This window comes from Sulfurimonas sp. HSL-1656 (genome assembly GCF_039645585.1).
In the GTDB taxonomy this organism is placed as follows: domain Bacteria; phylum Campylobacterota; class Campylobacteria; order Campylobacterales; family Sulfurimonadaceae; genus Thiomicrolovo; species Thiomicrolovo subterrani.
Map to the genome: position 1 here is coordinate 411,497 of NZ_CP147915.1, position 20,742 is coordinate 432,238.

Genomic DNA, 20,742 nt, shown 5'->3' on the forward strand with positions numbered 1-20,742 from the left:
AAGAAAGGGCAACAAGCTGCCGCTCTCGGGACATGCCACTCCCCGGTGATCCGCTCGACCGCTAAAGACCTTTTCTGACTTGACCAAAGATGCGGAACGTCACATGCTGCACTTAGCACTTAGCACTTAGCACTTAGCACTTAGCATTCGCCCCGGAGGAAGTCCTCTCGGAGGATAGCACTTAGTGTTGCGGCTTCGCCTCTGTTTCCTCTAGCGCCGCCGCCACCGGGTCCGGCACGAGATACCCCTCCCGTACCATCATATCGATCACTTTTTTGTTGACCGCGACGGCGGTCAGCGACGCGAAGTGGTATTTTTTCGGCCTGATCACGGTGACGCCGATCGTGTAGCGGTGCCCCTGCGTGTCGTTGGCGAAGCCGAGGAAAGAGGTGTTGTACTGGTTGACATAGCGTCCCCGCTCGGCGATGTGGGCCGTCCCCGTTTTGCCGCCGATCTCCAGGCCGGGGGTGATGGTCCCGACCCCGGTCCCCTCCCGGACGGTCTTGATGAGGATCTTCTTCATCCGCTCCGCGGTGGAGGGGGTCAGTACCTGCACGGGGTCGTCTGTCTCGAGGGCGATGGTCTCACCCGTCGCGGGGTCGATCAGCTGCTCCGCGACGGTCGGGACCACCGCTTTGCCGCCGTTGTTGAAGACGTTGTAGGCCTTGATGAGCTGCATCAGGTCGACGCGCAGGCCGTAGCCGTAGGAGGTGGTGGCCTTGTAGATCTCGGCGTTCAGCTGCCGTACGCTGGGAAGGACCCCGCGTTTTTCATAGGGGAAATCCATCCCCGTCGGCAGCGTCAGGCCGAAATTGCGGAGCCCTTCGGCGAACTCGTCGCCGTCGAGCTTCTGGGCCAGCTGCGCGATCCCGATGTTCGAGGAGTGGACGATGACGTTCTCCGCGCTGATCCAGTTGAATTTGTGCTCGTCGGTGATCACTTTGCGGCCCATCTTGAAACGGCCGCCGTGCCCGTTGACGATGTCGAAGGGGTTGACCTTGCCGTGCTCGAGCAGGATGGAGAAGACGAGGGGTTTGAGGACCGAACCCGGTTCGAAGCTGTATTCGAGCGCCCCCGTATTGAGGGCGCTGTAGTCGCTCTTTTTGATCTGGGTCGGCTGGAAGCGGTTGGAGCTGGCCAGGGAGAGGACCTTCCCGTCGTCGCTGCGCATGATCACCACCATGATCTCTTCGGCCCCCAGGAACGCCTGCATGGCGTCGGCGATGCGTTCGACCCTGATCTGCAGGGTGACGGGAATCGTGAGCTGGAGGTCGTAGCCGTCGAGCGGCGGGGTAAAGAGGCTCTCCTTGGTGAGGCGCTTGTAGTTGTTGGCGTCGCGGGGGGCGTAGGTGTAGCCGTTGCGGCGCGCCTGCAGCGAGTCGTCGAACTGCTTTTCCAGCCCCTTGATACCGCGGTTGCGGGTATAGCCGTCCTCTTCGAACTTGCGGGGGTAGCCGATGAGCGGGGTGAGCAGATCGCCGTAGGGGTAGACGCGGGCCTCGCCGCTTTCGACGACGTTCAGCCCGTGCAGGATCGTATCGCCCGAGGGGGTTTCATACTCGACGAAGACCCCGAGGCGCCGCAGCTCGAAGGCGAGGCTTTTGAGGTACTGGGCCCGCTTGGGGGAGATGTCGTAACTGAGCACCACGATCCCCTGGCGCTTGGCGAGTTTCTGGCGGATCTTCTTCGCCGGGATACCGCTGTAGATGGAGAAGAGCTGCACGAAGAGCTCTTTTTTCCCGGGGTCGATGTTGCGGGTATTGACGGTGGCCTTGTAGAGTTTGCGTGTCGTGGCGATGTGGAAGCCGTCGGCGCTGACGATGCTGCCGCGCATGGCTTTGGTGGTGGCGGAGGTGTAGAGGCGCGGGGTGTGGCGTTCGCCCAGGGCTTTGCTTGCCATGACGAGGGCGAAGACGGCAAACGCGAAGGTGATCAGCAAAAAGAGGATGACGATCTTTTTCTTTTTGTTCAGTTCAACGTTGACCATCGTGCTGCTTCCGCCCTGCATGTTTCGGTAGTCGGACTATAGCGTTTTGTGCTTGAAAGGGGGGTTAGTGTATAGTGTGCCCATGATATTTCGCACCCTTATGCTGCTGGGCCTTTTTTTATCGCGAATAGTCTCTGCCGAGACCCTGGAAAGCGGCCGGGTATACGCGGGACCGCAGAAACTGGGTGTTCCGAGCCTGGGGGCGTCGCTGATGCTCCCCGCACGGTGGAATGCACAGCTCTCGGGTGAACGGGGCCCCCTGATCCTGCAGTCGCCGGACGGCAGCGGCCGCATCCTCGCCGAAGCCAATGTCAGCGTGCTCGGCTCTCCCCTGCAGATGCTGCCTGAACGGATGACCTATTACGGGCTAAAGCTCTTCTCACCGTCACAGCCGTCGGCCCTGCGGACGTCGCTGCTCTACCGGCTCTACCGGGTCGAGGGCCCCGGCCCTTTCACGCGGGCACTGGTCTACGTCGTGCTGGGGCCGCAGGGGCGCGCGATCGTGCTGTACGGCTTCTTTACCCCGGAAGGGTATGACGGGATGCGTCAGACAATGATCTCGCTCGGGGACAGCATCGGCTTCACCCCCCTGCGTGCCCTGCCGTCGCACATGGAGGGGATCTACCAGCGCATCACCGGTGGGCACTTTGTCTTCTACCAGAACAACGGCGCGTTTACCGAGAAGCGCGAAGTGTGGCTCTGCCGCAGCGGTAAAGCGGTGCTGCGGGGGGTCTACACCGTGGCGAACGAAACGTCCCGCCATACCCTGCTGCGCCGGGGAGAGTGGCATCTGGAAGCGGAACACCTGCAGCTGAACTTCGGAGACGGGAGTTCGGAACGCTACACCGTACGCCTGGATAACAATACGCTCTACTTCGGCGATGCCCAGACCTTCCGCCTGCCGAACCACACCTGCGACTAGGCAGACCCCGGCGTGCCCGAACGCTTGAGGCAGCGCTGCTTCAGAGGAGGGCATAAGCCGACGGCGGCTAAAATACATCCCAAAAAGCCGGAGTGTGCATGCCCGATAGAACCCTGTTCGTCACCGCCTCGACGCTGATCGCGATCAGCGTCGTGATGATCTACTCCCTCTCGGAGTATACGGTCGTGCTTTTCGATTACGCCCCGATGCACTTCGCCCTGCGCCAGATGGCGTTCGGCCTCTTCTCCATCCTCCTCATGTGGGCCATCGCCCAGCTTGATCCCGACGTCTGGCTCGGCCGGCTCGGCTTCCTGCTTTTTCTGGGCGGGCTCGTTCTGATGATGGGGATGCCCTTTATGCCTTCGTCGCTGGTGACGGAAGTCGGCGGGGCGAAACGGTGGATCCGCTTTGCCGGGGTTTCGCTGGCCCCCGTGGAGCTCTTCAAGATCGGGTTCGTCTACTTTCTTGCCTGGAGTTTTTCGCGCAAGATCCGCCACCACAGTGAACTCGGCATCAGGGGGGAGTTCCGGCAGTTTATCCCCTATGCCGCCTTTTTCATCCTCGTCATGGTCCTGATCGCCGTGATGCAGAAGGACCTGGGCCAGGTGATGGTCCTGGCGATGTCGCTGCTCTTTATGCTGATGCTTGCCGGCAGCAGTTTCCGCTTTTTCCTGGTGCTGATGGCCCTGGCAGTGGGGGCCTTCGTCGTCTTTATCTTTACGGCCCAGCACCGGGTCGCGCGGATCATCTCCTGGTGGTCGCTGGCGCAGGACTCCATCCTCTCGCTGATGCCCGAATTCATCGCCTCGCACCTGCGGGTGCAATCCCACGACGAACCCTACCAGATCAGCCACTCGCTTAACGCGATCCACAACGGCGGGATCATCGGCACGGGGCTCGGCAGCGGGACGTTCAAACTGGGTTTCCTCAGCGAAGTACACACTGACTTCATTCTGGCGGGAATCGCCGAAGAGTTTGGATTTATCGGCGTGGTCGTCGTGACGGGGCTTTTCGCCTGGATGCTCAAGCGCATCTTTACCATTGCAAACCGCATCGGCAATGCCCGCTATTCGCTCTTTTGCGTCGGGGTGGGGCTGCTGCTGGCCTTTGCTTTCCTGCTCAACGCCTTCGGCATCAGCGGCATCACCCCCATCAAGGGGATCTCGGTACCTTTCCTCAGCTACGGGGGTTCGGCGATGATCGCGTCGGCCGTCGGGGTGGGGATGGTCCTGATGATCTCGAAAAAGGCACAGTATTGAAATTCGTATTGACAGGCGGCGGGACCGGCGGGCACCTTGCCATCGCCAAGGCTCTGCTGGACGCCATCACCGCTGCGGGTGACGAGGCGATCTTTATCGGTTCGACCACGGGGCAGGACCGGATGTGGTTCGGGGAGGAGTCGGCATTCGTCCAGACCCACTTCCTCGGGACGACGGGGGTCGTCAACCGCCGCGGCGCGGCGAAACTGGCCGCACTGTGGCGGGTGGCACGGGCCGGGGCGGAAGCGCGGCGGATCCTGAAACGCTACCGGCCCGATGCCGTGATCAGCGTCGGGGGCTTCTCGGCGGCCCCGGCCTCGTTTGCGGCCCTCTCCCTGGGGATTCCCTTTTTTATCCACGAACAAAATGCCGTCACCGGAAGGCTCAACCGTCTTCTGCGCCGTTACGCGCGCCGCTTTTTCAGCTCCTACGACCCTGATAGCCCTGTCAGGAGTTATCCGGTTAACCGGGTGCTGTTCGAGACGGCGCGGGAGCGGGACACGGTGCAGACGGTGATCTTCCTGGGCGGCTCGCAGGGGGCGAAAGCGATCAACGATTTCGCCCTGGCCGTCGCCCCGGAACTCGCCCGGCGTGGGATCGCCGTTATCCACCAGTGCGGTGAACGCGATTATGAACGGGTGCGCTCCGCTTATGCGCAGAGCGGCATCGAGGCGGAGCTCTACGGGTTTACGAAGGAGCTTCCCGCCCTGCTGGCACGCAGCGACCTCGCCGTCAGCCGGGCCGGGGCGAGCACGCTCTGGGAGCTGGCGGCCAACGGGTTGCCGGCACTCTACGTTCCCTACCCCTACGCGGCGGGGGACCACCAGTATTACAATGCGGCTTTCCTGGCGGAGCGGGGGCTCTCCTGGGTCGTCCGCGAGGAGGCGCTCCTTCCCGAGACGCTGGCGGGGATACTCGACGATGGTATTGCCGCGGCCAGCCGCGGGTTGCGTACGCTGGAGCGCGAAGATGCGGCGGCACGGATCATGGACGCAGTCCGGGAGGCGTGCTGATGCTGGCGGAACTGACGCAGTGGCTCGTCGAGACGGTCCTGGGACTGGGGTACGCGGGGATCTTCGCCCTGATGGCGGTAGAGAGCTCCTTCGTTCCCTTCCCGAGCGAGGTCGTCCTCGTGCCGGCGGGCTATCTGATCGCCCAGGGGGAGATGCAACCGCTGCTTGTCATGCTCATGGCGCTGCTGGGTTCGCTGACCGGGGCGCTCATCAACTACTACCTGGCGCTGCTGCTCGGACTGCCGCTGCTGCGCCGCTACGGCCGCTACTTCTTCATCTCCGAAAAGAGCCTGGAGCGGCTCGATGCGTTTTTCGAGGCGCACGGGCCGATTTCGACCTTTTCGGGACGCCTGCTGCCGGGAATAAGACAGCTCATCTCCATCCCCGCCGGGCTGGCGCGGATGCCCCTCGCGCCCTTCCTGGGCTATACGGCGCTGGGGGCGGGGCTGTGGAGCCTCATCCTGGTGATGGCGGGCTACCTGATCGGGGAGAACGAGGCGCTGTTGCGCAGCTACCTGCGAGAAATCACCCTGGCGGTTTTCGCCGGGGTGGTCCTGCTCGTCGCCTTCTATGTCTACCGGCGGCGACGGCCGCGCGAAACCCCCGATGAGGTTTGAGTAACTCTTTAGGAAAACTTATGTATCATGGAGGGTTAAATGCGGCGCCAGGAGACCCCATGAAAGAGATGATCGAGTCGATCCACAGGCAGTTTGATGCCCTCATCGCCAAAATCGATCCGCTGTCGGCAGAGATGCTGCAGGACCGTGATTATGCCGTGCAGCTTGCCGACTGCGTTACCCGCTCCTATGTGATGCTCAACGACGGCATGAACAGCGAACCCGAAGTCTGCTGCGCCTGCGCGATCGAACGCGATACCCTGCGCGAGGCGATGGAGTGGCTCGAGGTGATCGCACAGACGGGCGAAGTGGACGAGGAGACGGAGCACTTCTATTTCGAGTTCATCGCCACCCTCGGGACCATCCGCCGCCACATCGCGACTGCGCTTTCCCGCCTTTAGCTTTCTGCGCTGCATGACCGCTTCCCGGTCGTTAGAGGTACGCTTAATCCCCGCTTTGCTATAATCGCGCATATTTTACGCGGTGAGCTGCCGCACAAAGTGATGAGAGTATGGATGTACGCGAAGCCTATCTGAAGTTTTTTGAATCCAAGGGGCACACACCGGTGGCGAGCGCGCCGCTCGTGCCCGACGATGCCACGCTGCTGTTCAACAATGCGGGGATGGTCCCGTTCAAAACGATCTTTACCGGCGAGGTGCCGGTACCCGAAAACCCCCGTGCCACGTCGTGCCAGACCTGTGTCCGCGCCGGCGGGAAGCACAACGACCTGGAAAACGTCGGCCACACGGCCCGCCACCACACTTTCTTCGAGATGCTGGGCAACTTCAGCTTCGGCGACTATTTCAAAGAGGAAGCGATCGCCTACGCGTGGGAGTTCGTCACCGAGGTGCTCGCACTGCCGGTGGAGAAACTCTGGGTCACGGTACACGAAAGCGACGACGAGGCCGAGGCGATCTGGAAGAAACACATTGCGGCCGACCGCATCATCCGCCTGGGGGACAAAGACAACTTCTGGCAGATGGGCGACACGGGCCCCTGCGGTCCCTGTTCCGAGATCTTTATCGACCAGGGTGCGGAGCACTTCAACGGCCCCGAGGACTACATGGGCGGCGACGGCGACCGTTTCTTGGAGATCTGGAACCTCGTCTTCATGCAGTATGAACGCAACGCGAAGGGCGAACTTAACCCGCTGCCCAAGCCCTCCATCGATACGGGCATGGGGCTCGAGCGCGTCGTCGCCGTTAAAGAAGGGAAGTTCAGCAACTACGACTCCTCCCTCTTCATGCCGATCATCAACAAGGTCGAAGCGCTCATCGGCAAGCCGTATGACTACGCCGGCGGTGCGAGCTACCGCGTCATCGCCGACCATATCCGTACCGTCACCTTCCTGCTCTCACAGGGGACAAACTTCTCCAATGAGGGGCGCGGCTACGTCCTGCGCCGCATCCTCCGCCGCGCGGTGCGCCACGGCTACCTGCTGGGCTTCAGCAAACCCTTTATGCACGAGATCGTCGATACGGTCGTAGAGCTGATGGGGCACCAGTACCCCTACCTGGCGGAGAAAGCACCCGTCGTCAAGGAGCAGATCATGCTCGAGGAGGAGCGCTTCTTCAAAACGATCGAGGACGGGATCGCCCTCTTCAGCGAAGAGCTCAAGAATACAAAGGATGTCTTCAGCGGCGAGACCGCCTTCAAACTCTACGACACCTTCGGCTTCCCGCTTGACCTCACCGAGGACATGCTGCGCGAAAAAGGGCTCGGCCTCGATACGGCGACCTTCGAACGCCTGATGACCGAACAGCGCGCACGCGCCAAAGCGGCCTGGAAAGGCAGCGGTGACGCCCACGTTGAAGGGGACTTCAAAGCACTCCTGGAACAGTTCGGCGAGAACGCTTTCGTCGGCTACGGGGCCATGAAGGCAACGTCGAAGGTCCTGGCGCTGCTGAGCGACGGTTTCGGCCGCGAGGAGAGTCTGCATGCGCGCCACGAAGGGTGGGTGCTGCTCGATGAGACGCCTTTCTATGCCGAAAGCGGCGGACAGACGGGCGATACCGGCCTGCTTGAAGGGGTCGCAGAGGTCCTGGAGACGAAGAAGTTCTTCGGCCTCAACCTCTCCAAGATCCGTGCCACGGCGACGATCAACGTCGGAGACAGCGTCACCGCGGTCGTCGACGAAGCGCGCCGGGAGATCGAACGCCACCACTCGGCGACGCACCTGCTGCACGCCGCCCTTTACGAAGAGCTGGGCGAACATATTTCCCAGGCGGGCTCCCTCGTCGAAGCCGACCGTCTGCGCTTCGACTTCTCCCACCCCAAGGCGATGACCGCCGCGGAGATCGCGGCCGTCGAAGAGCGCGTGAACCTCGTCGTACAGCGCGGCCTCTCGAATGCGACGGAGGAGATGGATATTGAAGCGGCTAAGCAGAGCGGCGCGAAAGCACAGTTCGGCGAGAAGTACGGCGACCGTGTCCGCGTTGTCCGTTTCGGCGACGCCTCCATCGAATTCTGCGGCGGGACCCATGTCGGCAGCACGAGCGAGATCGGGATGTTTGTCATTACCAAAGAGAGCGGTGTCAGTGCCGGCGTCCGCCGGATCGAGGCAGTCTGTTCCAAAGCGGCGTATGACTACTTCAAGCAGCAGCGCCACCTGATCGGCGAAGCGGAAGCCGCGGTCAAGAACCGCGACGTGCTTGCCGGTGTCGAACGCCTCAAAGAGCAGATCACTGCGCTCAAAGTGGAACTCCAAGACGCCCAGAACGCCGCAAAGGAGTCCCTGGCCGCCGAAACGATCAACGGTGTCAGCGTCTTCGTCGAAGAGATCAAGAGCGGCGACGTCAAAGGGCGTATCGACGAGCTCAAGAACATGAACGAGAGTGTCGCAGCTATGCTGTTCCAGGTCAAAGGTGACAAGGTGATGATCGCCGCCGGTATCAAGAACGCATCGGCGAAAGCCGGCGACTGGATCAAAGCCATTGCACCGATTCTCGGCGGCGGCGGGGGCGGACGTCCGGACTTCGCCCAGGCCGGCGGCAAAGATGCCTCCAAATTGCCCGAGGCGCTTGAAGCCTCCAAAGCTTACATTACGGAGGCGTTGTCATGAAAGAGGCCATGGTTACCTTCTTCTGGGAGTACAGCACCCTGATCGTCTTCCTGCACGTGCTCAGCGCCGTCGTCTGGGTCGGCGGGATGATCGCCATGCGTTTTGCAGCGCACCACTCTTTCATGGAGCTGGAGCCGCCGCTGCGCCTGGCGCGTACCGCACAGGCGTTAAAGCGCCTCTTCGCTATTGTCAGTCCCTTCGTCGTCATCCTGATCATCACGGCCGTCCTGATGGCAGTAGGCTGGGGCTTCCGGGCCGCGTCGGTGGATGCGAACGGCAACGTCATTGACGAAGCGGCGTTTGCGACCTACCAGCTCGTGCATGTCAAAGAGGCGATCTGGCTCATTATGGCCCTCAACCTCGGTGCCATGATCCTCCGCCGTAACAAGGCGCAGAAAAAGATCGATGCCGGCGATTTCGCCGCGGCCAAAGGGCTGCTGGGGCTGATCGGAAAATACATGGTCCCGCTGAACATCATCCTCGGCGTCATCGCCATTTACCTGGGAGTCACGCTGCGCTACTCGCACGCGTAAGGTCATGGCCGCACCCCTCCGCCTCGCCTCCGCCTCGCAAAGCCGGGCCCTGCTGTTAGCGCAGGCCGGGATCGATTTTATCCAGACCCCGGTGGATTACGACGAGGAGAAGATCGTCGCCTCTTCGCCGAAAAACTTCGTCTACCAGGCGACGGTGGGCAAGTACGAGGAGGGGATGCGGACCTTCGGCATGGAGGAACACCCGCTCCTCGTCGCCGACTCCGTCGTCACCTCGCAGGGGCAGATCCTCCGCAAGGCGCGCTGCCTTGACGACGCGCGCAATATCCTGATGACGCAGAGCGGGAACGTCACCTCCATCATCACCTGCATGATCTACCACTCCCCCCGCCTGAAGCTTATTGACATCTCTGCGACAGACTACCTCTTCGCCCCTTTCGACCCCGAGGACCTGGAGCGCTACCTTGACTCCGGGGAGTGGCGGGGCAAAGCCGGGGGCTGCATGGTCGAAGGCTTCTGCAAACCCTATATCCGCAGCGTTCGCGGAAACGAAAGCACGGCGATGGGGCTCAACGTCGAGGCCCTAAAACCATTCCTGGAGGGCTTATGAAACGACTTGCTGCCGCATTGATGCTGATACTGATGATCGCCGGCTGTGCCAAAACCCCCGTGACGGGGCGTTCCCAGCTGATCCTGATCTCCAACGAACAGGAGGTCTCGCTGGGGCTCAGCGAGTCCGAAAAGCTCAAACAGAGTGCCAAGCTCTCAACGGACAAAGCCCTGACGGAACGTATCCGCCGTATCGGGCAACGGATCGCCGCGGTAAGCGGCAGGGACGATTTCCAGTGGGAGTTCAACGTCATCGAATCCGACACCCTCAACGCCTTCTGTCTCCCCGGCGGGAAGGTCTACTTCTACACGGGCCTCATCAAACTGACGGCGAACGACGACCAGATCGCAACGGTAATGGGGCATGAGATCGCCCATGCCCTCGCGCGCCACGGCGCGGAGCGGATGTCGATGCAGATGGTCAGCAATACAGGCGGCCAGCTGCTCGGCGCGGCCATCGGGGTGCCCGCGGAGTACCAGGGGCTTTACAGCCAGGCCTACGGGCTCTCTACGCAGCTGGGGGTGCTGCTGCCCTATAGTCGGAAACATGAATCCGAGGCGGACCAGATCGGCATCTACCTGATGTGGAAAGCGGGCTTCGATCCGAACCAGGCGGTGGCGTTCTGGCAGAAGATGAAAGAGGCCTCCGGAGGCAAGAAAGCGCCGGAGTTTCTCTCGACCCACCCGTCGGACCAATCGCGTATCGATGCGATCAGGGCTTTTGTGAAGAGCCTCCCGGAACAGCGATGAACTATTACGACAAAGAGCTGGCCGCACTCCGGCACGCCGGCCGTTTCAGAACGCGCCGCGTGTTCGGTGCGGAGACGGTCGACCTCGCCTCAAACGACTACCTGGGGCTGGCGGAGAAACCGAAGCTCTTTGACGCCGCCGTTGCGCGGCTTCGCGGGGAGAGGGTGCACGCCCCCAAGGCTTCGATGCTCGTCAACGGCTACCACGCGATCCACCGGGAGTTCGAAGATGCACTCTGTGAGGCCAACGGGTTTGAAGCGGGGATCGTCATGGGCAGCGGGTTCAACGCGAACCTTGCGATGATCGAGGCCCTGGTGCGCCGCGGCGATGAGCTCTTTATAGATGCGAAGTACCATGCCAGCGGGGTGCTGGCCGCCAAACTCGTCGAGGGGAAGGTGACCTATTTCGGGCACAACGACACCCGGGAGCTGGAGGAGAAACTGGCCGCTTCCGATGCCCGCCGCCGCATCATCGCCGTCGAGGGCATCTACTCGATGGACGGGGACCTGATGGCACGCGAGATCTTCGACATCGCCGAGCGGCACGACGCCCTGCTGATCGTGGATGAGGCGCACAGCAGCGGGGTCGTCGGGTCGAGGCTGCTCGGGGTTTTCGATCTCTACGGCATCACGCCGAAGCCCAACCACCTCAAGATGGGAACGCTGGGGAAGGCTTACGGCAGTTTCGGCGCCTACGTGCTCGCCTCACGCCACATCACGGATTATCTGCTCAACCGGGCCAAACCCGTCATCTATGCAACGGCGCCCTCCCTCTTCGACACGGCCCTGGCCCATGCGTCGCTGCGCCATATCCTGGAACATGCCGGGGAACTGCATGCCCAGGTCGAAACGCGCCGTGCGATGATGAACACCGTGCTCGGGATCAATGCCGACGGCCTTATCGCGGCCGTTCCCGTCGGCGACAACCGGAAGGTGATGGCGGTCCAGGCGGCGCTGCTGGAAGAGGGGATACTCGTAGGTGCCATCCGCCAGCCGACGGTGGAGCGGGCGATCGTCCGGCTCATCGGACGTCTTGGGGTCGACGAGGCACAGCTGCGGCGCGGTTGCGAGATTGTCGCCGCTTGGGTAAAATAGGCGCGATGATTCAGGTCAAACGTTTACGGATCGATTTTGACGGCAGTACGCTGGTGGACATTGCCTTCGGCATTGAGAGTGCGCTGGCCCTGGTGGGGCAGAGCGGCAGCGGGAAAAGCCTGACGCTTAAGGCATTGCTGGGGATGCTCCCGTCTGCGATGACGCCGACGATCGAGCTGGAAGCCCCCTTTGAGCTTCGCCGCGGCGAGACCGTCGCTTTTGTGCCCCAGAACCCCTTTACGGCCCTCTCCCCTCTGACACGGGTGGGGCGCCATTTTGACGGGGTGACCCGGGGGGAGGCGGAAACGCTGATGGCCCGGGTGGGGCTGGATGCGGCCCTGCTGGACCGGTTCCCGCCGGAGCTCTCCGGCGGCCAGCTGCAGCGCGCCGTGATCGCCATTGCCCTGTCGCATGCACCCAAACTGCTGCTGCTCGACGAGCCGACAACGGCCCTTGACCCTGAGACGCGGCGTGTCATCATCGCACTGCTGCGGGAGCTGCAGACACAGATGGGCTTCAGCATGCTCTTCGTTACCCACGACATCGTCTCGGCCCGCGCGCTCTGCAACGAGGTATGCGTCATCCGCGAGGGGGCTGTCGTGGAACAGGGTGCGATGGCACAGGTGATGGCGTCGCCCCAACATGCGTATACGCGTACACTGATCGAATCAAGTTTCGCCGGAAGGGAGTTTAGAACGTGAAAAAAATGCTGCTGTGGGGAGGCCTGGCCGGTGTGGTCGCCCTGTTCCTTTTCGTCGGTTACTTCGTGGCGCAGTACGGGCATGAGACCCGCAAACTGGTCCGCTACAATCCGCCGCTGACCACCTATATCTTTGACCGCAACGGCGAGAAGATCGCCAATATCTTCGACAAGGAGAACCGCGCGTTCGCAACGTTCGACGAGATTCCGCCGCAGGTGATCGAAGCGCTCCTTGCCATCGAGGATACGACCTTCTTCGAGCACCGCGGTGTCAATGTCGATGCCATTTTCCGTGCGATCATCAAGGATATCAAAGCCGGAAAACTGGTGGAAGGGGCCAGTACGATCACCCAGCAGCTCGTCAAAAACACCCTCCTGACACGGGAGAAGAAGTTTTCGCGCAAGCTCAAGGAGTTGATCTTCTCGCTGAAACTCGAAACGGAGCTGAGCAAAGAGGAGATCCTGGAGCGCTACCTCAACGCCATCTACCTCGGGCACGGCTACTACGGCATCAAAACGGCGGCGATGGGCTATTTCCACAAACCGCTGAACCGCCTGACGCTCAAAGAGACCGCCGTGCTCGTCGGCCTGCCGAAGGCCCCCTCTTTTTATGCGCCGACCCGCAACTACGAACTCTCCCTGGGACGGGCGAACCGCGTCATTGCGCGTATGCATGACTTGGGATGGGTGGATGACGAAACGTACAACACGGCGATGCAGGAGCGTCCGGAAGTGTTTGACGAAACCCTGACGCAGAATCAGGCGCCTTATGTCACGGACGAGGTCCTGCGGCGTGCGGAGGTACTCTACCCCGATATCCGGACGGGAGGGTACACGATCAATACGACCGTGGATCTGCGGCTGCAGGGGGCGGGGCAGTCGGCCCTCTCATACGCTTACGAGGGGATCATCAACCGCGCACTGGAGCGCGACAAGGACGCCAACGCGAGCCAGTTCGAACAGCTCAACGGCGCACTGGTCAGTATCGACCCGGTCACGGGCGAAATCCTCGCGCTGGTGGGCGGGGTGGATTACACCAAGAGCGCCTTCAACCGGGCAACGCAGGCCCGCCGCCAGCCGGGGTCGGCCTTCAAACCCTTCATCTACCAGGTGGCGCTTGACCTGGGGTACTCGCCGGCGACGGAGCTCGTCGATATCGCACGTACCTACGACTATGAGACGGAGGGGAGCGAGAAGAAGTGGCAACCCAAGAACTATGAACGCGACTACAAAGGGCTGATCACCCTGCGCGAAGCACTGGTGCATTCGCGCAACCTCGCAACCATCAACCTGGTGACGGATATCGGGCTGTCGCGTATCTACCGCGAGCTCTCACGCTATCAGTTCGCCGGCCTGCCGAAGGACCTCTCACTGGCCCTGGGCAGTATCACCCTCTCACCGGTCGAACTGGCCGGGGCCTACAGCTCCTTTGCCGCGGGCGGGGTCCAGAGTGAACCCTTCCTCATCACGAGCATCGACAAACACGGCTCACACTACGATGCGCTGCCGAAGCGGCGCGAGATTACGAGTCCGGCCCAGGCGTTCCTGATGACGACGATCCTGCGTGACGTCGTACTGCGGGGCACGGGGCGTGCTTCGGCCGTGGGCGGCATCGAGACCGCCGGGAAGACGGGAACGACGAACAACTCCATCGATGCCTGGTTCGCCGGCTATTCGCCGAGCGTCGAGACTATCGTCTGGTTCGGGAACGACGACAATACGCCGCTGCCGAAAAAAGAGACGGGGGGCCGTGCGGCGGCCCCGGCATTCCGGAAATACTATACCCAGCTCCTGCACCTCTTCCCGCAGGTTCAACGCAAATTCGAGATGCCCGAGGGGGTGACGAAGGTTGAACGCAACGGTGCCGAGGAGTTCTTTACCAAGGCCTCCCCGCCGCCGGTGGAGAAGATGCCTTCCGAAGCCGAGGACGGTCTGCTCTTCTAAACGCCTGTGCTACAATGGCCCCAAGGAGTCCCTATGAAAAAGATCACCCTTGGCATTATGGCGACGGCGCTCCTGCTCCAGGCGGGGGTTTTTGATCGCGGGTCGAAGAGTGTGGCAGTGACGGTGGGCAGTGGCAGCGGCTTTGACAATACCTATACGATCGTGGGCATCAGTGCGAACTATTTTGCCATGAACGGTCTCGCTGTCGGCGTGGGCTACCGCGGCTGGTTCGGCGGGACACCCGCGATGAACGAGGTCGACCTCCCTGTCACCTATTTCCTCCCGCTTAGCGCTACGCTTCGACCTTATGCCGGTGGCTTTTACCGGCACACTTTCATCAGCGGCGACTATGACGATTACGAAACCCTCGGCGCACGGGCCGGGATCGCCTACGCCGAAGGACGCGTTTACCTGTCGGCAGGATGGGCCGAGGAGTGGTACAGCCGCAGTAACGGCGATACGGTAAGACGCGGTTACCCGGAACTTACCGCCGCCATCAGTTTCTAGACTTTACGGCTACGAGGAAAGTAGCGGGTAGAGGGAAAGAATAGACTGTTGAGTGGGAAAAACTGTGTTGACGATGTCAATAGCTATATGGGGTTTAATGGACATAACGCCACTGTCGGAAACAGCGGTGTGCTTTTGTCCTCGCATTGCTGCGGAATTCCACTGCGCTACATGTGCCATAGCGGCTGAGCGTAGCGAGACGGGGCTTTGCATTTGATGCATGATGATGACGCTGCCGAAAGCAGCGTTGTACTTTTGTCCTCGCATTGCTTCGGAATTCCGCTGTGCTACATGCGCCACAGCGGCCAGCGTAGTGATACGGGGTTTTACTCCGTATCACGTGTATTAGGAATGATACGCCCGGTTCAGGGCGCTGAACATCGCCATAACGCCGGCGATGGTAATGTCGTTGTCGCGTCCGACACCGAAGAAGGAGCCGAAATCCTCCGTCTCGATCTCGATGTAGGCGACGGCCTTGGCCGAGGACTGCTCCCCGCAGGAGTGCTCGGCATAGGAGCGCAGTACGAAGGCGTGCGGGAACTTCTCGGCCAGCGCCTTCCGACAGGCGTCAATAGGCCCGTTGCCCTGTCCCGTGCTCGTAATCTCTTCGCCCTCATAGCGGTAGGTCAGCTTGACGGTGACGATCCCGCTTTTCGACGTCTCCGAGTTGACAGCCATATCGATGAACTCGATGTATTGCGGTACCTCGAAATAGGTCTTTTCGAAGATCCCCAGGATCTCCTCTGCCGTCAGTTCGCGCCCTTCGACATCCGTGACGCCCTGAACGATGCGCCCGATCTCCGGGTGCATCTTCTTGGGAACCTGGTAGCCGAATTTATCCTCGAGGATATAGGCGACACCCCCTTTGCCCGACTGCGAATTGATACGGATGATGCTCTCATACGTCCGGCCGACGTCGGCCGGGTCGATCGGCAGGTAGGGGACCTCCCAGAATGGCTCGCTTTTCGCACGCTGGTAGGCCAGTCCTTTGTTGATGGCATCCTGGTGGGAGCCGGAAAAGGCCGTATAGACCAGTTCGCCCACGTAGGGGTGGCGGACATGGGTCTCGATGTCGGTACAGCGCTCGACGACATCGACGACGGTGTTGACGTCGCCGAAATCGAGCCCGGGGTCGACGCCCTGGGTATACATGTTCAGCGCCAGCGTGATAATGTCGACGTTCCCGGTCCGTTCGCCGTTGCTGAGCAGGGTCCCCTCCACGCGGTCCGCTCCCGCCAGCAGCGCCAGCTCGGTCGCCGCGACTGAGGTGCCGCGGTCGTTGTGCGTATGCGTCGAGATGAGGATGTGCTCCCGGTTGTCCAGGTGGCGGCTCATCCACTCGATCTGGTCGGCATAGATGTTCGGCGTCGCCATCTCCACCGTCGCCGGCAGGTTGATGATCACCGGGCGCTCGGCGCTGATGCCCCAGCGTGCCGTTACGGCGTTACAGATCTGTGCGGCAAACTCCATCTCGGTCCCGGTAAAGCTCTCCGGCGAATATTCCAGGGTGATCTCGCCTTCAAACGACGCCGCACGGCTCTTGACCATATCGACGCCTTCGAGCGCCAGTGCGGTGATGTCGTCCTGCTCTTTTTTGAAGACGATCTTGCGCTGTGCCGTCGACGTCGAGTTGTACAGGTGCACGATCGCCTTCTTGACGCCCTGGAGCGCCTCGAAGGTTTTGTCGATCAGGTGCTCACGCGCCTGGACCAGGACCTGGATGGTCACGTCGTCCGGGATCAGGCCTCTCTCGACCAGGGTGCGCAGAAAGTCGAATTCGACCTTGGACGCAGAGGGGAAGCCCACCTCGATGTGCTTGAAACCGAGTTTGAGCAGGAGGTCGAAGAGTTCAAGTTTCTGATCCAGATTCATCGGAGTCACCAGCGCCTGGTTGCCGTCGCGCAAGTCGACGCTGCACCAGAGCGGTGCTTTGTCGATGGTGTTGTCCGGCCACTGGCGTTGTGGCAAATCAATCTTGGGGTACGGGCGGTATTTACCGCTGTGAGCATTTTTCATATGCTCCTCCTTGAACTAAAATAGTCGATCTCCTGCTAGAAATCGTGCGCAATTATAGCAAAACTGTCACCGGGTACGGTTTTGGGGTGCCGGACGGGGGCGTCTGTTCAGTCCGCTAAAAGTTTCAGCGGGTCAGGGGAGGGGGAGTTCGAGGCGGAAAAGGGCCCCTCGGGCTGCGTTTTCAACGGTAAGAGAACCCTGCATCTTCTGGGCGATCTGGGTGCTCATATAGAGGCCTATTCCGGTTCCTTTGTCGTCGCGTTTGGTCGTGAAGTTGGGCTTGAAGATTTCGTCGAGCAGCTCCGGGTCGATCCCGCCGGCGCTGTCCTCCACCTCGATGTAGATATGCGCCCCTTTTTTGTAAAAGCGGATGAGGATCTCGCGCGCCTGGCTCTCGCGTTCGATAAAGGCGTCTTTGGCGTTGGCAAGGAGGTTGAGCAGCAGGTGTTTGAACTCGTTTTCGATCCCGGAGACGATGACTTCGCGCCCCTCTTCGACGGTGACGGCGATGTTATTACGCAGCATCTCGTCGTGGACCAGCAGCAGGACCGATTGGGTACAGCGTTTGAGGCCGAAGGGGCCGCTCTCCTTGTCCGGGCGGAAGAAGGTGCGGAACTCGCTCAGCGTCGAGACCATGTGGGTGATCTGTTCCTGGATGTCCTCGACGAACTTTTCGATGTACTCCAGCGTGACGTCCCCGGCCTCGAAATCCATCTTCAGCAGGTCGCCGTACATGGAGAGCGCGTTGAGGGGCTGTTTCCACTGGTGTGCGACGGCATCCATCATCTCGCCCATGGCCGCCATCTTCGCCTGGTTCTGCAGGACCTTTTCACGTTCCAACCGCTTGTTGATCTCTTCGATGACCCGTGATTCCAGCATCTGTTCGCGCGCAGACCCTTCGGTCGTATAGCTTTCGATCAGGAGCTCGATCTTTTCGCGCAATCCGTTGTCACACTGTTTTGACAGGGTTAGGATATCGTCGATTAGTGTCTGGGTCTTTGGCGGTTTCACTCGTTCCTGTCTCTGATTCGAAAATGTTCTGAATATATGTTTTATTTATAGCGAAAGAAGGATAAAGCGGGGCTGATTTTAGCGGAAAAAAACAAGAGGAGTTTACCCCCGTAACGGGGGTAGGAATTAGCACATGTAAGTGGTTTTGAATTCGTAGGCAGTCGGGCGACCTTCGTCCGGCCATACGTCACGTTCAAACTTGTAGTGCTGGTATGCTTCGACGAACTCTTCCGTGAAGACCGGCTTGAGGAAGTCGTTGTCTGCGATGAGACCTTCCAGCGCTTCGCGAAGGGTATGCGGCATTTGCGGGATACCTTTTGCACGGATCTCGTCGAGGGTGAGTTCGAAGAGGTCTTCGTCCATCGGACCGACCGGAACGTCAGCGTTTTTGATACCGTCGAGGCCGGCCATCATCATGACAGCGAAAGCGAGGTACGGACACGCTGTGGAGTCCGGGAAGCGCATTTCGATACGTGTCGCTTTTTCACCCGCACCGTACGGGATACGGCAGGAAGCGGAGCGGTTCTGGCTGGAGAACGTCAGGATGCTCGGTGCTTCGAAGCCCGGGATAAGACGCTTGTAGGAGTTGGTAGATGCGTTGGTGAACGCCGCAACCGCTTTAGCGTGTTTGAAGATACCGCCGATGTAGTTGAGCGCCATCTCGGAGAGGTTACCGTAGTTACCCTCTTTGTAGAAGAGGTTTTTACCGTCTTTCCACAGGGACTGGTGCGTGTGCATACCGTTACCGTTGTCACCGAAGAGCGGCTTCGGCATGAACGTTGCTGTTTTGCCGTTGAGGTGTGCGACCATTTTGACGACGTATTTGTACTTCTGGACGTTGTCCGCTGCACCGATGATGTCAGAGAAGACGATACCGATCTCGCCCTGGCCCTGTGCGACTTCGTGGTGACCCAGAACGACTTCAAGACCGACCTGCTCGAGGACCATCATCATTTCGGCACGGAGGTCGACCATGGAGTCTGTCGGCGCTACCGGGAAGTAACCGCCTTTTGTGCCCGGGCGGTGACCTGTGTTGTAGGTCTCTTCGAAACGGGTGTTGGAGTTCCACTCACCTTCTTCGGTATCGATGCGGTAGCCCGCTTCATTGATGGAGTCGACAAAATGGACTTCGTCGAAGATGAAGAATTCGTTTTCAGGACCGAAATAAGCTGCATCGGCGATACCGAGCTCTTCAGCGTGTTTGAGTGCTTTTTTCGCGATGGAACGCGGGCATTTTTCGTAGAGTTCGCCTTTGTAGATATCGAAAACGTCACAGAAGACGATAATGGTCGGGTCCGCTGTGAACGGGTCGAGGAAAGCCGTCGGGACGTCTGCTTTCAGGAGCATGTCAGAACGGTTGATCGGCTGCCATGCTTCGATGGAAGAGCCGTCGAACGGGAATCCGTTTGTCAGGTTGCCTTCATTGACGGCGCTCATGCGGTATGTGAGGTGGTGCCATGCGCCTTTGATGTCTGTGAAACGGAGGTCGACAAACTGGACGTCGTTCTCTTCACAGTATTTAAAGAACTCGTCAATGCTGTTAACGAATTTTCCCATTGATTTCTCCTGTGGTGATAATTTGCGGTAAGTATATCTCAATGTCCTTTACGCTTGAGATAATAGCATGGACAAATTTTAGGCAATTTGTCGCTTTTTGTAGGGAAATGGGGAGGTGGGAGCGTGTTACAGCACAGTACTGTAGGCTTTCCTGTTACGGAAGTATACACATTCGGTATACCCGGCCTCCCGGGCAAGGGCCTCTGCCTCATCTCTGAACAGGCCGATCTGCCCCGGCGCATGCGCATCGGAACCGAAGGTGACGGGAATGCCCCGTTCATAGGCGGCCCTGAGCAGTTCGGGGGAGGGGTAGGCTTCGGCGACGGGCTTGCGGTAGCCCGCGACGTTGATCTCCATCGTCATCCCCGCCGCGGCAATGGCATCGAGTGCCGGACCCGCGATGGAGACGATGTCGCGTTCGGGCATGAATTTGAAGACCTTGATGAGGTCGAGGTGGCCGACGATGTCGAAGTGGCCGCTACGTGCCATGGCTTCGACCTGCCCGAAATAGCGTTCCCAGATGACGTCGATGTTTTCGTGCTCGTACTGGCCGATGAACTCGGGGTTGTCGAAGCCCCAATCGTCGAGGAAGTGTACGGAACCGATAAGGTAGTCGACGTCGGCACCCAGCACCCTTTCGTCCATATGCCCCTCAAGGTAGTCGACTTCGTAGCCGAAAAGGATGTCAATGCTGCCCTCGTACTTCGTCCGCGCGTCCATGACCATGGCGTGGTAGTGCTCCATTTCCTCGAACTTCATGCGGTACTTTGGGTCGAACTCCATCGGGGCGTGGTCGGAAAAGCCGAAAACGTCGATACCCGCCGCGACGGCTGCGGCGACGTATTCGTCTACCGAGCCTTCGGCATGGTTGCAGAGTGTCGTATGGTTGTGCAGGTCGATTTTCATAGCTTTAATCCCATATTAGGGCACCTCTAAAAGCCCTGTACGGTCTCAGCGCTGCAGAGAAAAGTCATAATCAAGGCGACGTTTTGAAGGCCTGGCCGTAGCCAAGTCGAAAAGCGGCAACGCCGAGTATGGCTTTTCTCTGCAGCGCCCTGCGGGAGGGCTTTTGAAGCACGACCTTTCCTCTGTGTTCGTTTTGACTTAGCTACGGCTAGGCCTGCACCGAAAACATAGAAAATCTCACGCTTCAAAAACCCTCTGAGATCCGTACAGGGTTTTTAGAAGTGCCCATTAGTTATGC

At 60.2% G+C, this 20,742-nt stretch carries 18 protein-coding genes; 13 read left to right on the top strand and 5 right to left on the bottom strand.

Annotated features, from left to right (window positions below):
• Positions 1–181 precede the first annotated feature (181 nt).
• Positions 182–2,008, bottom strand: a complete 1,827-nt coding sequence (locus WCX49_RS02115; protein WP_345985929.1) for a penicillin-binding protein 2 — start codon at positions 2,006–2,008, stop codon at positions 182–184.
• A gap of 61 nt (positions 2,009–2,069) precedes the next feature.
• On the opposite strand from WCX49_RS02115, the gene WCX49_RS02120 reads away from it, so the two are divergent.
• The 13 genes from WCX49_RS02120 to WCX49_RS02180 all read left to right on the top strand — a co-directional run bounded on the left by WCX49_RS02120 (position 2,070) and on the right by WCX49_RS02180 (position 14,954).
• The gene (locus WCX49_RS02120) at positions 2,070–2,909 is read left to right on the top strand and encodes a hypothetical protein (RefSeq protein WP_345985930.1); all 840 of its coding nucleotides are present in this window, start codon (positions 2,070–2,072) and stop codon (positions 2,907–2,909) included.
• 98 nt (positions 2,910–3,007) lie between these two features.
• Positions 3,008–4,168 carry an FtsW/RodA/SpoVE family cell cycle protein gene (locus WCX49_RS02125; protein ID WP_345985931.1) on the top strand — a complete coding sequence of 387 codons (1,161 nt, stop codon included), beginning with the start codon at positions 3,008–3,010 and terminating at the stop codon, positions 4,166–4,168.
• Positions 4,165–5,181, top strand: a complete 1,017-nt coding sequence (murG, locus tag WCX49_RS02130) for an undecaprenyldiphospho-muramoylpentapeptide beta-N-acetylglucosaminyltransferase (protein WP_345985932.1) — start codon at positions 4,165–4,167, stop codon at positions 5,179–5,181. The genes WCX49_RS02125 and murG overlap by 4 nt, the downstream gene beginning before the upstream one ends.
• The gene (locus tag WCX49_RS02135; RefSeq protein ID WP_345985933.1) at positions 5,181–5,798 is read left to right on the top strand and encodes a DedA family protein; all 618 of its coding nucleotides are present in this window, start codon (positions 5,181–5,183) and stop codon (positions 5,796–5,798) included. Before murG ends, WCX49_RS02135 begins: the two co-directional genes overlap by 1 nt.
• A 59-nt stretch (positions 5,799–5,857) precedes the next feature.
• The gene (locus WCX49_RS02140) at positions 5,858–6,199 is read left to right on the top strand and encodes a hypothetical protein (RefSeq protein ID WP_345985934.1); all 342 of its coding nucleotides are present in this window, start codon (positions 5,858–5,860) and stop codon (positions 6,197–6,199) included.
• Between the two features lie 110 nt (positions 6,200–6,309).
• Positions 6,310–8,859: an alanine--tRNA ligase gene (gene alaS, locus WCX49_RS02145; RefSeq protein WP_345985935.1), complete on the top strand. Its 2,550-nt coding sequence runs from the start codon at positions 6,310–6,312 to the stop codon at positions 8,857–8,859.
• Positions 8,856–9,392, top strand: coding sequence for a hypothetical protein (locus WCX49_RS02150; protein ID WP_345985936.1), 537 nt, complete (start codon positions 8,856–8,858; stop codon positions 9,390–9,392). Before alaS ends, WCX49_RS02150 begins: the two co-directional genes overlap by 4 nt.
• 4 nt (positions 9,393–9,396) lie before the next feature.
• Positions 9,397–9,960, top strand: coding sequence for a septum formation inhibitor Maf (gene maf, locus WCX49_RS02155; RefSeq protein WP_345985937.1), 564 nt, complete (start codon positions 9,397–9,399; stop codon positions 9,958–9,960).
• The gene (locus WCX49_RS02160; RefSeq protein WP_345985938.1) at positions 9,957–10,709 is read left to right on the top strand and encodes a M48 family metallopeptidase; all 753 of its coding nucleotides are present in this window, start codon (positions 9,957–9,959) and stop codon (positions 10,707–10,709) included. Before maf ends, WCX49_RS02160 begins: the two co-directional genes overlap by 4 nt.
• Positions 10,706–11,803 carry an aminotransferase class I/II-fold pyridoxal phosphate-dependent enzyme gene (locus WCX49_RS02165; protein WP_345985939.1) on the top strand — a complete coding sequence of 366 codons (1,098 nt, stop codon included), beginning with the start codon at positions 10,706–10,708 and terminating at the stop codon, positions 11,801–11,803. Before WCX49_RS02160 ends, WCX49_RS02165 begins: the two co-directional genes overlap by 4 nt.
• 5 nt (positions 11,804–11,808) lie before the next feature.
• A complete protein-coding gene (locus WCX49_RS02170; RefSeq protein WP_345985940.1) occupies positions 11,809–12,504 on the top strand; it encodes an ATP-binding cassette domain-containing protein in 696 nt (231 codons plus the stop codon).
• A 5-nt stretch (positions 12,505–12,509) separates the two neighbouring features.
• The gene (locus WCX49_RS02175; protein WP_345986779.1) at positions 12,510–14,447 is read left to right on the top strand and encodes a PBP1A family penicillin-binding protein; all 1,938 of its coding nucleotides are present in this window, start codon (positions 12,510–12,512) and stop codon (positions 14,445–14,447) included.
• Positions 14,448–14,480: 33 nt separating this feature from the next.
• Entirely contained in the window at positions 14,481–14,954 is a 474-nt protein-coding gene (locus WCX49_RS02180) for a hypothetical protein (RefSeq protein WP_345985941.1), read from the top strand.
• Positions 14,955–15,299: 345 nt separating this feature from the next.
• Here the strand turns inward: WCX49_RS02180 and leuA are convergent, their stop codons facing one another.
• The 4 genes from leuA to WCX49_RS02200 all read right to left on the bottom strand — a co-directional run bounded on the left by leuA (position 15,300) and on the right by WCX49_RS02200 (position 20,444).
• Entirely contained in the window at positions 15,300–16,970 is a 1,671-nt protein-coding gene (gene leuA, locus WCX49_RS02185; protein WP_345985942.1) for a 2-isopropylmalate synthase, read from the bottom strand.
• Positions 16,971–17,102: 132 nt separating this feature from the next.
• On the bottom strand, positions 17,103–17,981 hold the full coding sequence (locus WCX49_RS02190) for a HAMP domain-containing sensor histidine kinase (protein ID WP_345985943.1): 879 nt from the start codon (positions 17,979–17,981) through the stop codon (positions 17,103–17,105).
• 126 nt (positions 17,982–18,107) lie between these two features.
• The gene (gene glnA, locus WCX49_RS02195) at positions 18,108–19,538 is read right to left on the bottom strand and encodes a type I glutamate--ammonia ligase (RefSeq protein WP_345985944.1); all 1,431 of its coding nucleotides are present in this window, start codon (positions 19,536–19,538) and stop codon (positions 18,108–18,110) included.
• Positions 19,539–19,664: 126 nt separating this feature from the next.
• Positions 19,665–20,444: a histidinol-phosphatase HisJ family protein gene (locus WCX49_RS02200; RefSeq protein ID WP_345985945.1), complete on the bottom strand. Its 780-nt coding sequence runs from the start codon at positions 20,442–20,444 to the stop codon at positions 19,665–19,667.
• Positions 20,445–20,742 lie beyond the last annotated feature (298 nt).

Coding starts and splice junctions, on each gene's coding strand:
- WCX49_RS02115 (WP_345985929.1), bottom strand. CDS start 2,008: ATGCAGGGCGGAAGCAGCACGATGGTCAACGTTGAACTGAACAAAAAG.
- WCX49_RS02120 (WP_345985930.1), top strand. CDS start 2,070: ATGATATTTCGCACCCTTATGCTGCTGGGCCTTTTTTTATCGCGAATA.
- WCX49_RS02125 (WP_345985931.1), top strand. CDS start 3,008: ATGCCCGATAGAACCCTGTTCGTCACCGCCTCGACGCTGATCGCGATC.
- WCX49_RS02135 (WP_345985933.1), top strand. CDS start 5,181: ATGCTGGCGGAACTGACGCAGTGGCTCGTCGAGACGGTCCTGGGACTG.
- WCX49_RS02140 (WP_345985934.1), top strand. CDS start 5,858: ATGAAAGAGATGATCGAGTCGATCCACAGGCAGTTTGATGCCCTCATC.
- alaS (WP_345985935.1), top strand. CDS start 6,310: ATGGATGTACGCGAAGCCTATCTGAAGTTTTTTGAATCCAAGGGGCAC.
- WCX49_RS02150 (WP_345985936.1), top strand. CDS start 8,856: ATGAAAGAGGCCATGGTTACCTTCTTCTGGGAGTACAGCACCCTGATC.
- maf (WP_345985937.1), top strand. CDS start 9,397: ATGGCCGCACCCCTCCGCCTCGCCTCCGCCTCGCAAAGCCGGGCCCTG.
- WCX49_RS02160 (WP_345985938.1), top strand. CDS start 9,957: ATGAAACGACTTGCTGCCGCATTGATGCTGATACTGATGATCGCCGGC.
- WCX49_RS02165 (WP_345985939.1), top strand. CDS start 10,706: ATGAACTATTACGACAAAGAGCTGGCCGCACTCCGGCACGCCGGCCGT.
- WCX49_RS02170 (WP_345985940.1), top strand. CDS start 11,809: ATGATTCAGGTCAAACGTTTACGGATCGATTTTGACGGCAGTACGCTG.
- WCX49_RS02175 (WP_345986779.1), top strand. CDS start 12,510: ATGCTGCTGTGGGGAGGCCTGGCCGGTGTGGTCGCCCTGTTCCTTTTC.
- WCX49_RS02180 (WP_345985941.1), top strand. CDS start 14,481: ATGAAAAAGATCACCCTTGGCATTATGGCGACGGCGCTCCTGCTCCAG.
- leuA (WP_345985942.1), bottom strand. CDS start 16,970: ATGAAAAATGCTCACAGCGGTAAATACCGCCCGTACCCCAAGATTGAT.
- glnA (WP_345985944.1), bottom strand. CDS start 19,538: ATGGGAAAATTCGTTAACAGCATTGACGAGTTCTTTAAATACTGTGAA.
- WCX49_RS02200 (WP_345985945.1), bottom strand. CDS start 20,444: ATGAAAATCGACCTGCACAACCATACGACACTCTGCAACCATGCCGAA.